At 59.7% G+C, this 13,889-nt stretch carries 13 protein-coding genes and 2 pseudogenes; 8 read left to right on the forward strand and 7 right to left on the reverse strand.

Features of this window, described 5'->3' with window-relative positions; translation table 11 throughout:
* The first annotated feature begins 184 nt into the window (after positions 1-184).
* Both ACX3YF_RS12115 and rimI read left to right on the forward strand, forming a co-directional pair.
* On the forward strand, positions 185-931 hold the full coding sequence (locus ACX3YF_RS12115) for an energy transducer TonB (RefSeq protein WP_130208383.1): 747 nt from the start codon (positions 185-187) through the stop codon (positions 929-931).
* A complete protein-coding gene (rimI, locus tag ACX3YF_RS12120) occupies positions 924-1,376 on the forward strand; it encodes a ribosomal protein S18-alanine N-acetyltransferase (protein WP_057398073.1) in 453 nt (150 codons plus the stop codon). The genes ACX3YF_RS12115 and rimI overlap by 8 nt, the downstream gene beginning before the upstream one ends.
* A gap of 68 nt (positions 1,377-1,444) precedes the next feature.
* Here the strand turns inward: rimI and ACX3YF_RS12125 are convergent, their stop codons facing one another.
* Positions 1,445-1,849, reverse strand: a complete 405-nt coding sequence (locus ACX3YF_RS12125; RefSeq protein WP_130208367.1) for a serine kinase/phosphatase — start codon at positions 1,847-1,849, stop codon at positions 1,445-1,447.
* A gap of 167 nt (positions 1,850-2,016) precedes the next feature.
* Here ACX3YF_RS12125 and can point away from each other — a divergent pair, with 167 nt between their 5' ends.
* On the forward strand, positions 2,017-2,661 hold the full coding sequence (gene can / locus ACX3YF_RS12130) for a carbonate dehydratase (protein ID WP_130208365.1): 645 nt from the start codon (positions 2,017-2,019) through the stop codon (positions 2,659-2,661).
* Positions 2,662-2,667: 6 nt separating this feature from the next.
* Here the strand turns inward: can and ACX3YF_RS12135 are convergent, their stop codons facing one another.
* From ACX3YF_RS12135 to ACX3YF_RS12145, 3 genes are all read right to left on the reverse strand, one after another.
* Positions 2,668-3,192, reverse strand: a complete 525-nt coding sequence (locus tag ACX3YF_RS12135) for an SET domain-containing protein-lysine N-methyltransferase (RefSeq protein WP_130208363.1) — start codon at positions 3,190-3,192, stop codon at positions 2,668-2,670.
* Between the two features lie 149 nt (positions 3,193-3,341).
* Complete coding sequence (locus tag ACX3YF_RS12140; RefSeq protein ID WP_130208361.1) at positions 3,342-4,514, reverse strand: hypothetical protein; 1,173 nt, start codon at positions 4,512-4,514, stop codon at positions 3,342-3,344.
* A 106-nt stretch (positions 4,515-4,620) separates the two neighbouring features.
* Entirely contained in the window at positions 4,621-6,039 is a 1,419-nt protein-coding gene (locus ACX3YF_RS12145) for a short-chain fatty acid transporter (RefSeq protein ID WP_103405099.1), read from the reverse strand.
* Positions 6,040-6,239: 200 nt separating this feature from the next.
* On the opposite strand from ACX3YF_RS12145, the gene ACX3YF_RS12150 reads away from it, so the two are divergent.
* From ACX3YF_RS12150 to ddlA, 5 genes and pseudogenes are all read left to right on the forward strand, one after another.
* The gene (locus ACX3YF_RS12150; protein WP_130208359.1) at positions 6,240-7,553 is read left to right on the forward strand and encodes an MFS transporter; all 1,314 of its coding nucleotides are present in this window, start codon (positions 6,240-6,242) and stop codon (positions 7,551-7,553) included.
* 220 nt (positions 7,554-7,773) lie between these two features.
* Positions 7,774-8,412 (forward strand): annotated as a pseudogene (locus ACX3YF_RS12155) (PAS domain-containing protein); the annotation flags it as partial.
* A 150-nt stretch (positions 8,413-8,562) separates the two neighbouring features.
* A pseudogene (locus tag ACX3YF_RS12160) lies at positions 8,563-9,000 on the forward strand (methyl-accepting chemotaxis protein); the annotation flags it as partial.
* Positions 9,001-9,147: 147 nt separating this feature from the next.
* The gene (locus ACX3YF_RS12165) at positions 9,148-9,747 is read left to right on the forward strand and encodes a flavin reductase family protein (RefSeq protein WP_130208355.1); all 600 of its coding nucleotides are present in this window, start codon (positions 9,148-9,150) and stop codon (positions 9,745-9,747) included.
* Positions 9,748-9,794: 47 nt separating this feature from the next.
* On the forward strand, positions 9,795-10,889 hold the full coding sequence (gene ddlA, locus ACX3YF_RS12170) for a D-alanine--D-alanine ligase (RefSeq protein WP_130208353.1): 1,095 nt from the start codon (positions 9,795-9,797) through the stop codon (positions 10,887-10,889).
* 69 nt (positions 10,890-10,958) lie between these two features.
* On the opposite strand, the gene ACX3YF_RS12175 is transcribed toward ddlA, so the two are convergent.
* The 3 genes from ACX3YF_RS12175 to ggt all read right to left on the reverse strand — a co-directional run bounded on the left by ACX3YF_RS12175 (position 10,959) and on the right by ggt (position 13,748).
* Positions 10,959-11,330 (reverse strand): helix-turn-helix domain-containing protein, encoded by a 372-nt coding sequence (locus ACX3YF_RS12175; protein ID WP_130208351.1) that lies wholly within the window; start codon positions 11,328-11,330, stop codon positions 10,959-10,961.
* Between the two features lie 3 nt (positions 11,331-11,333).
* Positions 11,334-11,636, reverse strand: a complete 303-nt coding sequence (locus ACX3YF_RS12180) for a type II toxin-antitoxin system HigB family toxin (RefSeq protein ID WP_130208349.1) — start codon at positions 11,634-11,636, stop codon at positions 11,334-11,336.
* Positions 11,637-11,915: 279 nt separating this feature from the next.
* Positions 11,916-13,748: a gamma-glutamyltransferase gene (gene ggt, locus ACX3YF_RS12185; RefSeq protein ID WP_130208348.1), complete on the reverse strand. Its 1,833-nt coding sequence runs from the start codon at positions 13,746-13,748 to the stop codon at positions 11,916-11,918.
* Between the last annotated feature and the right edge of the window lie 141 nt (positions 13,749-13,889).

The raw sequence follows: 13,889 nt of genomic DNA on the forward strand, positions 1-13,889 counted from the left end.
ATTAAAAGCCGAGATTGTACTGCATCGGGACCGATGCGATTCACTCTTGGGACGGACTGTCGCTTTTCGTGCGATCAACTGCGGGCGATCTTGAGCGAAGGGCGGTAGAATCACCGCACTTTAGTTATCCACAAGTGGCCGACCTTTGCTTATCGAGTCTCGCCGCCGCGCCTATTTGAACGCCATGCAGGTGGTCAATTGGCTGCCGCGCACCGAATTGCCCTTTGCTGCGCCGTCGCGGCCCGAACTGCTGGAGCTGCCCGAGCCGTTGCCCGTCGCCCCGGCAGTGCCGGCACCTGCGGCCCAGGCGCCTGTGGAACCGCAGGTCAAACCGGCCGAGCGGGTGAAAATCGAAGTACCACGGCCATCATTGGCAAGCACGCGCACCGGGGCCAAACCGGTGGAAGAAGTCGTAGAAGCGCCGGTCGTTGTCAAGGTTGCCCCCGTACCGCCACCTCGTTTTGCCCTGCAGTTGCTGCGGGCAGGGCGTTGCCTGCTGCTGGTGGAGTTACCCACAGGCGAGGCGTTCCAGGCCCGTGATCCCGCTTATCTGTTGCTCAAGGACATGTTGCGCGCCGCCGGCCTGCCGGACAGCCCGCAGATCATCGGCGAGCCGGTGCGCTGGCCGCTGCTGGCCAGAGGCACCATGGATCAGGGCCCGGAAGCGGCGCGTGACTTCGTGCAGGGCTTTATCTCGGCCCGGCTGGAAGACGCACCGTGCGTCTGTCTATGGCTGATCGGCCTGCCCGCCGTGCGTTTTGCCGGGGAGGCCAATGCCGAATCCTTCAATCGCGAACTCCAGGTCGAAGGCCTGGGCTCGGTCTGGGCCTTGCCTGGCCTGGAATTATTAATGGAAGAGCCACAGCGTAAGGCTGATGTCTGGCAAGCCATGCGTCGGCTGATGGCGCGCTGGAAAGAATCGAATGAGTGACGCTGTATCGTTCCGCCCGATGACCGAGGCGGACCTGGAAGCTGTACTGAAAATCGAATACGCGGCCTATAGCCATCCCTGGACCCGCGGGATTTTTCTCGATGGCCTGGGCAAATACCAGATCTGGCTGATGTTTGAAGGTCAGCAGCAGGTCGGTCACGGTGTGGTGCAGATCATTCTCGATGAGGCGCACCTGCTGAACATCACCGTCAAACCGGAAAACCAGGGTCGTGGCCTCGGTTTGACGCTGCTGGAGCATTTGATGTCGATTGCCTGCAAGGCCGACGCCCGGGAGTGTTTCCTGGAAGTGCGCGACAGCAACACTGCGGCATTCAAGTTGTATGAGCGCTATGGCTTCAACGAGATCGGACGTCGGCGGGATTACTACCCGGCGGTGGGCGGACGCGAAGATGCGGTGGTCATGGCCTGTACGCTGGTAGATTGAGCATCTTTGTTACAAATTAAGCGCCGATTGCTGTGCAGGAGCCACCAAAGGCTCCTGTCCAGGATCGATCAACGCTTGCGGTCCAGCGGATCGCGCCGGGCCATTTCCTCTTCATCCAGCCCATTGCCCCCGCCGATGTCGTCTTTATCGACAATGCTCAAGTCCCAATCAGCCTGATCCCCTTTACCCGCTTCATGGGCATCCCGGGCACCGTCTTCGCGGATCAGGGTTTCCGGGCTCAAGTCATCATCGGTGGGCTCGTGGTCAGCGGTCGATGCACCGGTCATGCCGGCTTCGCGCACGCGCCGACGGGGCATCAGTTGCGCTCGCTCGCTGTCCGGCAACTCGTCGCCGATCCTGGCATCGGGTTCTTCCTCGTCGAAATCCAGCTCATGCACCGAACCCATGCGGTCTTCGTTATCATCGATGGGTTCTGGTTGCACCGCATCATATGGACGTCGTGAATCAGTCATGGCAATTCCTCATACTGTGGGCCTTACTAGGTGGACCCACTGGGTTACCGAGAATTCCACCGGCATGGAGCGCCATTTACGAGCTTTCGGTGGCATGTGCATAAAGCGCGTGACCTCGACGGGCGGTTGTCTGTCAAAGCTGCGCATCATTCTCGAGGCTTCATTGCATGAACGAACTACAAGATCTGATCGACAACAACGAGCGCTGGGCTGACGCGATCACCAAAGAAGATCCTGACTTCTTCGCCAAGCTGGCTCGCCAACAGACTCCCGAGTACCTGTGGATCGGCTGTTCCGATGCCCGGGTGCCGGCCAACGAGATCGTCGGCATGCTGCCGGGCGATTTGTTCGTCCACCGCAACGTGGCCAATGTGGTGTTGCACACCGACCTCAACTGCCTGTCGGTGATTCAATACGCGGTAGACGTACTCAAGGTCAAACACATTCTGGTCACCGGCCACTATGGTTGCGGTGGTGTTCGAGCCTCGATGCAGGATCGCCAGTTCGGCCTGATCGACGGCTGGCTGCGTTCGATTCGCGATCTTTACTACGAGAAGCGCGAAGAACTCGCCAAACTGGCCACTGAAGAGGAGCAGGTCGATCGACTCTGCGAACTCAACGTGATTCAGCAAGTGGCCAATGTCGCCCATACCAGCATCGTGCAAAACGCCTGGCACCGCGGACAGAGCCTGTCGATCCACGGTTGCATCTACGGCATCAAGGACGGTCGCTGGAAAAGCCTGAACACTACGATCAGTGGCTTCGAGCAATTGCCGCCACAGTACCGCCTGCGTCCGGTACAGCCGTTGTAAGCCACTTCAGCACAGACGGTGCCGGCGCCAGCGTTGTAAAAACAGCTGGCCGTCGGCATTCGGCGCTTCATCGTAACCGTTAATCCAGCCCCGGCAGTTGTGTGAGCCGCAGCGGCACTCGAATTGGCGCAGCAGTTTGTCTTCGCTGACGGTGTAATCCATTGTCAGCCAATCACCTTTCTGAATGTCCTTCAGTGCCCATAACCACAGTTCGCTCAGGTCGAGAAAGACGTTGGGGTCGCAGGAGTGCCGCAATAACCCGCAGAAACGCGGATCGTAGACGTGCACGCCAGGCGCCAGTTGTCGGGTATGTCGGCAGCGATAGGTCAGCAAATGCCCGGAAACCCGGCAGATTCGGCTGATTCGGGGAAATTCGCGCAGGGCGACAGCGGCCACCGGCGTGCCTTTGTCGTTGGAAAGAATCTCAAAATCGTCGAGGGACGGGAATCCGAGGCGAAGCGGCAACTTCGTAGAGGGATAAACACCTTTTGGAAGTGCTGCGACAGACTTGTGCTGGGCATCGGCTTTCATGACGATCCTTGTATGCCAGGGTGCTGCGACCTCCATCAGCTGACGACCTTGTCAACGCTGCAGCACGTTCAACACAAGCCTCTCGCAGTTATTCTGGCCGGTCTACTGTCATAACTGACAGCCAGCCAGCCGTTTATCGGATCACCCGTTTATAACGGCGGAGCGGGAAGTGCGGTCGCTGGTGCCGGTGCCTTGAGTTGTTTGAGCTGGGCCTGGATCGTTGCCGACGCGCATTTGCCCGCGGCTTGTTGGGGCGTCAGATTGCGGATCGAGGTGTAGAACAGCTCGCAGGTTTTATCTTTCTGGGCCACTTGCCAGGTTTGCGTGCAACTCCTGAGCTCAATATCAGCATTGCTGTCAGTCTCGCGGCCCATGGCGGCCTGCCAGCACGCGGCGCTCAGGTCCTGTCCCATGACTTTCAGTCCCGCTGCATCGGCTTTGGCCTTGGCATCGGTGCCGGTGTAGTTTGCCGGGTCGGCGGCGTACCAAATGTAGCTCGGGTGGTTGGCACCCAGTACGGGGACTTTCAGCCCCTCGTCCGGGCTGATGTTCACCAGGCCCAGTACGTTCACCGTCGGCCCGTACTGCTGTTTGATCCAGTCACGCACCGGTGAACCAAACGCAACCATCGGTACGGCCTCGCCGCTGGCATTTCGGCTGAGGTTCTTGACCATGGTGGTCTGGTAGTCCTTGAAATATTCGTAGACACCTTCCAGGTCCTTGCCGGCGTTGGACGGCGCGGCAATCGGAGCGATGTCGATGATCGTCTGGTAGCTCGGCGTCTGCTCGGCCGGGACGCCATTGATGGTCAGCAATGAGGCCCAGCGATCCGTCGTGGCTGACTTGAGGTAATCCTGGGCCTGGGTCAATGAATAGTCGGGCGGGAAGTGCAGCAGTTCGACGCTTCTGCGGTTTTCCAGGGGCATGCCCAGCGGCAGGAAAAAATACCAGTTATAGGCCCACTTGCCGTCGGCATTCAGTTTGCTGGCGCCGGTGTAAGCCAGATCGCCGGCGTCGAGCAGCGCCGTCAAGGGTTTTTGATAGTCGGCGGGTACGCCGCTGATGACAGTGAAGAGCTGACCATTATCGGTTCTAACCAGAACCTTCGCGGCGCCGTAGCCATCGCGCTGCACGCTTTGGGTCAGGTAATGCTCGACTGTTTGCTCCAGTGTCCAGTTGCGAAAGCAAATCACGTTGCAGTTGTTGGGATAAGCAAAAAGACGCGTGAGGCGTTCGGTGCTGCCCAAGTTCAGGGTCACATCGGCGTGGGCGGCGGCGCTCAGGGTGAGTGCCGCGAGAGTCAGTCCTGCGAGTTTGATCATGCTCAGATCCTTTTTAGCCTATGGGTCCGTTGGCGGGTACAGCATGCGGCTCATGACACCTCTCAAATGTGGGAGCTGCACCGCCTCCCACAAAAGTTCCAGCGGTCTACGGCATGACCGGCGGCGTATACGCCAGCGTCGTTCCCAGCGCCCAGAGCAACAGCAACACCAGCGGCGTGTGCACCAGCAGTTGCACGAACGAAAATCCGATCAGGTCCCGCGCCTTCAGCCCGAGCACGCCCAGCAGCGGCAGCATGTAGAACGGGTTGATCAGGTTGGGCAAGGCTTCGGCGGCGTTGTAGATCTGCACGGCCCAACCCAGGTGGTAGTTCAGATCCGTGGCGACTTGCATCACATACGGCGCCTCGATGATCCACTTGCCGCCACCGGACGGAATGAAGAAGCCGAGGATCGCCGAGTACACGCCCATCAGCAGCGCATAGGTATCGTGGGAAGCGATGCTGACGAAGAAGGTCGAGATGTGATGGGCCAGGGTCTGGGCATCGGCACCTTTGACCGTGGTCATCAATGCGGCGATCGAGCCGTACAGGGGGAACTGGATCAGCACGCCGGTGGTAGTCGGTACCGCACGGGCCACGGCGTCGAGGAAGCTGCGCGGGCGCCAGTGCAGCAGCGCACCGAGCATGATGAACAGGAAGTTGTAGGTGTTGAGGCCGGAGATCGCGCTGATCGCCGGTTTGGTCGAGAACTCATGGAACAGCCATCCGGCGGCCAGCAGCACCAACAGTATGATGAGCAGCGGGCTGTGCTCCAGCCATTCGCCGGGGCGGGTGCGTGGTTGCAGGGGCGGTAGATTGAAACTCGGGTCGACACCGCAGTCCTTGGCGTCCCGTGCCGAGTTGGGGCCGGGGGCGGTTGCGTAGGCGATGATGATCGAGACGACGACCAGCGCCAGCAACATCACACCCGACTGCCAGAGAAAGATGGTCTGGGTGAAGGGAATGACCCCGGTGATCGACAGAATCGACGGCGGCAGGCTGGCCGGGTTGGCCTGCAATTGTGCCGCGGACGATGACAAACCCAGGGCCCACACCGCGCCAAGGCCCAGGTACGCTGCGGCACCGGCGGCGCGATAGTCCATCTTCAGGTCGGTACGGCGGGCGAGGGCGCGCACCAGCAAGCCGCCGAACACCAGCGACAGGCCCCAGTTCAGCAGCGATGCAACCATGGAGATCAGTGCCACCCAGGCCACGGCGGAGCGACCGTTTTTCGGGATCTTCGCCAGACGGTCGATCAGCTTGACTGCCGGTGGCGAACTGGCGACCACATACCCGCCGATCACCACGAAAGCCATTTGCATGGTGAACGGGATCAGGCTCCAGAAACCGTCGCCGAACGCCATGGCCGCGTCGGTAGGTTTGGCGCCCATGGCCATGGTGGCGAGGGCGACGATAATCACGGCCAGCGCGGCAAACACCCAGGAATCGGGGAACCAGCGTTCGGCAAAACTTGAGCAGCGCAGGGCAAAGCGGGCGGAGCGGCTATCTTCGATATCAGCGGCCACGGGAGTACCTCGAATTATTATGTTTATTGTGGTCTTCGGGGCGGTAGTGGCCCATTCGGACAGACATCGACATTAATTCACCCGAAAGGTTTTTGCGGGGCTGTTTTGCGACTATGCGACTTTAGTCTAGCGGGTTGTCCGCTGGCGCGTTTGCGTAGACCATGGGCGCCTTGGTTTTTGCCTGCACCAGAGTTCTTTTCATGACTGCCAACACCGATTCACCCCCGGCGCCCTTCAACCGCTCGGACTACAAAACCCTGGGGCTCGCGGCCCTCGGCGGCGCGCTGGAAATCTACGATTTCATCATCTTCGTATTTTTCGCGCTGACCCTGAGCCAGTTGTTCTTCCCGCCGGAAATGCCGGAATGGCTGCGCTTGCTGCAGAGCTTCGGCATCTTCGTCACCGGCTATCTGGCACGTCCTCTGGGCGGGATCCTGATGGCGCATTTCGCCGATCGTTTGGGCCGCAAAAAAGTCTTCAGCCTGAGCATCCTGATGATGGCGTTGCCTTGTCTGCTGATCGGAATCATGCCGACCTACGCGCAAATCGGCTATTTCGCCCCGCTATTGCTGTTGCTGCTCAGAGTGTTTCAAGGGGCGGCCGTGGGCGGTGAAGTGCCGAGCGCCTGGGTGTTCGTCGCCGAGCATGCGCCTGCGGGCCATCGGGGCTATGCCCTGGGCTTTTTGCAGGCAGGACTGACCTTCGGTTATCTGCTCGGTGCCTTGACGGCCACCTTCCTGGCGCAGGCCTTCACCCCGGTCGAAATCCTCGATTACGCCTGGCGTTACCCGTTTCTGCTGGGCGGCGTGTTTGGTGTGATCGGCGTCTGGCTGCGCCGCTGGCTCAGCGAAACGCCGGTATTCATGGCCATGCAGGCGCGGCGCGAGCAAACCGTGGAGCTGCCGTTGCGCAGTGTCCTGCGTGAGCATCGCCTGGCCATGCTGCCGGCGATGCTCCTCACCTGTGTGTTGACGTCGGCGGTGGTGGTGTTCGTGGTCATCACCCCGACCATGATGCAGAAAACCTTCGGCATGACCGCCAGTCACACCTTCGCCCTGAGCGCGTTGGGTATTGTTTTTCTGAACATTGGCTGCGTGCTCGCGGGGTTACTGGTCGATCGCATCGGCGCCTGGCGCACCGTGATGTTGTATAGCTTGCTGCTGCCATTGGGTATCGGCGTGCTTTACACCTGTCTGATCAGCGGCGGCGACTGGGTCGGTCTGGCCTACGCGGTGGCGGGGCTCGGTTGCGGGGTGGTCGGTGCGGTGCCCTCGGTGATGGTCAGCCTGTTCCCGGCGCGGATTCGTGTATCGGGCATCTCCTTTACCTACAACATTGCCTACGCGGCCTGGGCAAGTATCACACCGCTGCTGTTGATCGGTCTGATGCCGTGGAGTCCATGGATCTGTGTGATTTTCTGCGCGGTGATGGGGGCAGTGGGCGTAAGCAGCGCGGCTTACTTCGGCACGCGGATGCCGAAAATCGCCAGTTGTTCGACCGTTGGCGCTGCGTGAATCAACAACACGATGGGGGGTGCCCGAACTATTTTTGTAGGACAAAGCTGAAACACTCTTCAGAAAAGATCCGCAAGGCCGATGGCTAGGCTGTAAATCGCTTTCTACCCCAGTCCATCGGTGCATCCCCATGTTCAATAAACGCTTGAAGCAGGAGCTATCGGCTCTTCGCGAAGAACTCTCCAGCCTTCAGCAAGTGAAGGAAAGCCTGGAAAGCGAGATGCTTGTGTTGACCCTCGATACAGATGGGCGGGTCCAATCGGTCAATCAGAATTTCCTCAGCGAAATGCACTACAAGAGGGACGAACTGATTGGCCGGCACATCGAAGAAATCGTTCCCGAGCATGTGAGAAACGACGAATTCCAGTTGCGTTTCAAGGCGGCGATGAGCCGTGGCGAGCACTTTGCCGGCGCGGTGCGCCTGTTGCGGGGCACTGGCCAGGAAGCATGGTTGCGTTCGATCCTGCAGCCAGTGCGCTCGGCCAATGGCCAGATCAAGCATTTTTCGATTTTCTCCAGCGACCTGACCCGCACCATCGAGACCTCCCGTGAGCACGAAAACCTGATCGGCGCGCTGATGCGTTCGACGGCGGTGATCGAGTTCGATCTCAATGGCAATGTGTTGACCGCCAACGACCGCTTTCTCAGCGGCATGGGTTACAGCCTGGCGCAGATCAAGGGCAAGCATCACCGCATGTTTTGCCTGCCGGAAGAGGCCAACAGCGCCGAGTATCAGGACTTCTGGCGTCGTCTGAACGCGGGTGAGTATGTGGTTGATCGCTTCAAGCGCATCGATAGCCATGGTCGTACGGTATGGCTGGAGGCCTCTTACAATCCGGTGGTCGATGCCAATAACAAACTTTACAAAGTGGTGAAGTTCGCCACGGTGGTCACCGATCAGGTCAATCAGGAGCAAGCCGTCGCCGAAGCAGCGAACATCGCCTACAGCACCTCGCAGCAAACCGATCAGAGCGCCCAGCGAGGCAGTACCGTGGTCAATCAGGCGGTGGATGTGATGCGTGATCTGGCCAAGCACATGCAAACCGCAGGTGATGGCATTGAGGCGCTCAATGAACAGTCGCTGGTGATTGGCTCCATCGTCAAAACCATCAGCGGCATCGCCGAACAAACCAACCTGCTGGCGCTCAACGCGGCCATCGAAGCGGCACGCGCCGGTGAGCAGGGCCGAGGGTTTGCCGTTGTAGCGGATGAGGTCCGGCAACTGGCTTCGCGGACCAGCCAGGCCACCGACGAAATTGTTGTGGTGGTGCGGCAGAACCAGGATATGGCGCGCAACGCCGTGTCGCTGATCACCGACGGCAAGCTGCAGGCCGAGCACGGGCTGACGCTGGCGGCGGAAGCCGGCACGGTGATTGTCGAGATCCAGGACGGCGCGCAGAAAGTGGTGAATGCGGTGGGGCAGTTTGCCAATCAGTTAGCGACTTGATCCATTAAAAGATCGCTGCCTTCAGTTGCTCCTTCATGGGTTCACATCCGGTGTAGACGCGTTGCAGGCGGTGATCCTTACGCCTGCTCAAGCCAGCTCTCGCAAGATGTCGTTACAATCGGCTCTTTACCCCAGGAGCAGACATCCATGAGTGTTTCTCACCGTTGCCCGGTCCCGTTGTCCAAGGCCTACCGTCTGCTCAATCACGGGCCCACCGTTCTGGTTAGCGCGGCCCATGACGGTCAGCGCAATATCATGGCGGCGGCCTGGGCGATGCCGCTGGATTTCGAACCGCCGAAAATCGCCGTGGTGCTGGACAAGTCCACCTGGACCCGACAGCTGCTGGAAGCCTCCGGGACCTTCGTGCTGAACGTTCCCTGCGCAGCCCAGGCCGATATCGTCCAGACCGTCGGCTCGACGTCTGGGCTGGAGCTTTCGCGGGAGCAAGGGCGCGACAAATTCCAGATCTATGACTTGCCGACGTTCGACGCCGAACTGATCGACGCGCCGATGCTCGAAGGCTGCGTTGCCTGGCTCGAATGCCGGTTGTTGCCGGAGCCCGACAACCATCAGCAGTACGATCTGTTTCTGGCGCAGGTGATTGCCGCCCAGGCCGACGAGCGCGTGTTCAGTGACGGGCGTTGGCACTTTGAAGGCCAGGATGCGTTGCGCACTCTGCACCACGTCGCCGGTGGGCACTTTCTGACCATCGGCAACCCGGTGGATGGCAAAACCTTGCAGCCTTGAGGTGACTGCTACCCTAGCCATAAGCACATTCACGAAGAGGTCAGGCAATGAGCAAGTTGCGTGTGGGGATTATTTTCGGGGGGCGGTCGGCAGAGCACGAAGTGTCGTTGCAGTCGGCGAAGAACATCGTCGATGCACTGGATCGTTCGCGCTTCGAACCGGTGTTGATCGGTATCGACAAACAAGGCCACTGGCACCTCAATGACCCGTCGAATTTCCTGCTGAATCAGGAAAACCCGACGCTGATCGCCCTCAATCAGTCCAATCGCGAATTGGCCGTCGTGCCGGGCAAGGTCAGCCAGCAATTGGTTGAAACCTCCAGTCAGGAACTGTTGGGCCATGTCGATGTGATCTTCCCGATTGTCCACGGCACCCTCGGTGAAGACGGCTGCCTGCAAGGGCTGCTGCGCATGGCCGACCTGCCGTTTGTCGGCTCCGATGTGCTTGGTTCGGCGGTTTGCATGGACAAGGACATCAGCAAGCGTCTGCTGCGCGATGCCGGGCTGGCGGTCACGCCGTTCGTGACCCTGACCCGATCTGCCATGGCGCGCAACGGCTTCGCCGAGGTGACGGGCAAGCTCGGCTTGCCGTTGTTCGTCAAACCGGCAAACCAGGGCTCTTCCGTGGGGGTGAGCAAAGTCAACGACGAAGCCGAATACACCGCGGCACTCGAGCTGGCATTGGGCTTCGATGAAAAAGTACTGGTCGAGTCTGCCGTCAACGGCCGCGAGATTGAATGCGCGGTGCTCGGTAACGAAGACGCGATCGCCAGCGGTTGTGGCGAAATCGTGGTGCACAGCGGGTTTTATTCTTACGACAGCAAGTACATCGATGACAAGGCCGCTGAAGTGGTGGTGCCGGCCAGCATCAGTCACGAGGCCAGCGAACGTATTCGTGCCATGGCCGTCGAGGCGTTCCACGTCCTGGGCTGTTCCGGGCTGGCGCGGGTCGATGTGTTTCTGACCGACAGCGGTGAAGTGCTGATCAACGAAATCAATTCGCTACCCGGATTCACCCGCATCAGCATGTACCCGAAACTGTGGCAGGCCGCTGGCATGACCTACAGTGAACTGGTCACGCGGTTGATCGACCTGGCGCTGGAGAAACACCGGATTCGGCAGACGCTGAAAATCAGTCGATAAGCGGGCGTGACGGCGATGATCAAGGGGTGTCGCCTGCTGGCCTGATTCTAAGGTTCGTCCGATGCTCGATCAGGCCTGTTTGACTGGCTTGATCAGGCTCTGCGCTGGTATTCCAAATAGATCATGCAGTTTCCAGATCATGGGAAGTGTCAGCGCTCGTTTTCCATTCAGTACTTCATAGACCCGGTTTGTTCTGCCAATCGCAGGTGCGAGGTCTGCAGCGGACAAGCCGGATTGCTCCATGCGAAATTTGATCGCATCGATCGGGTTGGGGAGATCGACTGGAAACTGCTTCGATTCGTAGGCTTCGATAAGCGTGATCATGATCTCAAAGTAGTCACCTTCAGGGGTGCCAGGATCTGGTTCGTTATCGAACAGCGCTGACACATTGTTGAGCGCTTCACGGTAATCCTCGTCAGTGCGAATGGGGCGAATGTTCATGGGTTACTCCATCTCGACGGTGTCAGCGTCGATTGCGTCGTATTGTTTGTGAGTGCCGACAAATTTTATGTACACGGCCCCAAAGCGATAGACCACTGCGACGATCAGCCGAAAGTCGTTGCCCTTGATGTTGAATACCACTCGGCGGCTTTTGAGAATGCTGGCGGTCGCGAAGTGCATCTTTATGTCTGAAGGTGTTCTCCAGTCGGAGTTTCTTGCCTCATCAATCCAGGCCAGGAAGGATTGTTCCGATTCGGGGTATTTCTTCCAGAATCTTTTTAGCTGACTGATGGCGATGATTCTCATGGCATGATCCTAGTCCCGTGGTGGGACTCGTGCAAGTCTCAGAAAGTGCAACCGATGTATGGCGAGCAGGGCTGATTTGACTTCGATGCTCGAGTCATTCTCAAAACTGGCGCAACGAGCGAGTCGATGATGGGCAGATGAAAGTGCTCTCAGTTAACTCTACTGAAGTAGCAATCGCTTGCGGGTAGGAACTGGCTGGGTTTGAAAAGCGATCAGGAGCTGATATTTACAAAAAAGGGCCTACCCCTCGGTAAGCCCTTTCTCACATGGCCGTAAGACTCAATCCCCCAGCGCTTCTCCCTCACGCCGAGGGTCGGCGCCACCGGTCAGCGATGTTTTGCCTTGCGCATCCTTTGTTCGAACAATCGCCTGGGTGCCGCTGGTCATGTCGATTTCATTCACCTCGTGCCCTTTGGCTTTCAACGCCTGGATCAGTGCCGGGCTGAACTGCCCGCGTTCCAGTTCGGTCGGGCCATTGCGACTGCCGAAGTTGGGCAGGTTAATGGCTTGCTGTGCGTCGAGGTTCCAGTCGAGCAGGCCGAGGGTGGACTTGGCGACGTATTCGATGATCTGCGAGCCGCCGGGTGAACCAATGGTGGCGAGGAACTCACCGCTCTGGCGGTCGAAGATCAAGGTAGGGGCCATGGACGAGCGTGGGCGCTTGCCGGGTTCGACACGGTTGGCGACTTTTTGCCCGTGCTCTTCGGGGATGAACGAGAAGTCCGTCATCTCATTGTTGAGCAGGAATCCCTGAACCATCAGGTGCGAACCAAAGGCAGACTCGATGGTGGTGGTCATGGACACCGCGCCGCCCTCGTCGTCGACGGCGACCACCTGTGAGGTGGAGATGCGCAACGGCGACCGGTCCGGCGCATAGGCAACCTGAATGCCTGGAGGCGTGCCTGGTTCAGCTGTGCCCATGCTGTGCTCACCGATCAGGGCGGCGCGGCTGGCAAGGTAACTCGGGTCGACCAGGCCTTTGACCGGAACCGGCACGAAATCCGTATCCGCCACGTACTGCGCGCGATCGGCATAGGCCAGGCGCTCGGCTTCGGAAATCAGGTGCACGGCTTGCGGGTCGGGTTCAATCCCTGCCGGCGCGTTGGTTTTTACCGGTTTCAACGGCGCCAGGGCGTAGAGTTTGTCGCGCGCCTCCAAGGCTTGCAGCGTACCGAGGATCTGCGCCACGGCGATGCCGCCCGACGACGGTGGCGGCATGCCGCAGACCTGCCAGCGCTTGTAGTCGGTGCACAGTGGCGCACGCTCCTTGGCGGTATAGCCCTTGAGGTCGTTCAGGGACAGGCTGCCGGGGTTGGTGTGGCCCTGAACCTTTTTCACGATCTCCTGCGCGACGGCACCCTGGTACAGCGCATCTGGCCCTTCGTTGGCGATGCGTTGCAGCACGGCGGCCAATGCCGGGTTTTTCAGGCGGGTGCCAATGGCTTTCGGGCGGCCATCGGCATCCAGGAAGTAGGCCACCATGTCGGGCGAACTGCGCAGCGACGAATCCGACGCGATCAACTGATGCAGGCGTGGCGAAATGGCGAAACCTTGCTCCGCCAGTTTGATCGCCGGTTCGAACAGCTGTGCCCAAGGCAGGCGGCCATGTTTTTTGTGGGCCAGTTCAAGGGCGCGCAGTACGCCTGGCGTCCCCACCGAACGACCACCAATCTGCGCCCGGGTGAAAGGCATGGGAGTGCCATCGGCTTGCAGGAAAAGCCTTTGCGTGGCACCGGCCGGTGCCGTTTCGCGGCCGTCATAAGTGCGCACGTTTTTTCCGTCCCACAGCATGATCAACGCGCCACCGCCAATGCCGGAAGATTGCGGCTCGACCAGCGTCAACACCGCTTGCATCGCAATCGCCGCATCGATGGCCGAACCGCCACGACGCAGCATTTCCCGTCCGGCCTCCGCCGCCAGCGGGTTGGCGGCGGCTGCCATGTGCCTGGAGGCGTGCCGGGTTTGCAGGTCGGTGCGATAACCGGAAGCGCTTTCCGGCGCGACGGGCAGCGTCGAGACTGATGGCGCGTTGCAGGCGGTCAGGGCTAAAGCCGCAGTGATCAGCGACAACGCTGACAGGCGCATGCGCCTCAAGTGGAAGGCTGAGAACATGCGGGGCACTCCGTCCGTGGGAAAAAGGGTTCGTGGACTTTATCGGCCACCGCCCGGTGACGCAAACCGTGCCCCGCGACCAGGACGCTTTTGTCCTTCATCAATGGATGGATTTTCTGTAGGGTCAATGCCACCAGGCAG

The sequence above is a fragment of the Pseudomonas fluorescens group sp. PF-69 genome, from assembly GCF_054481235.1.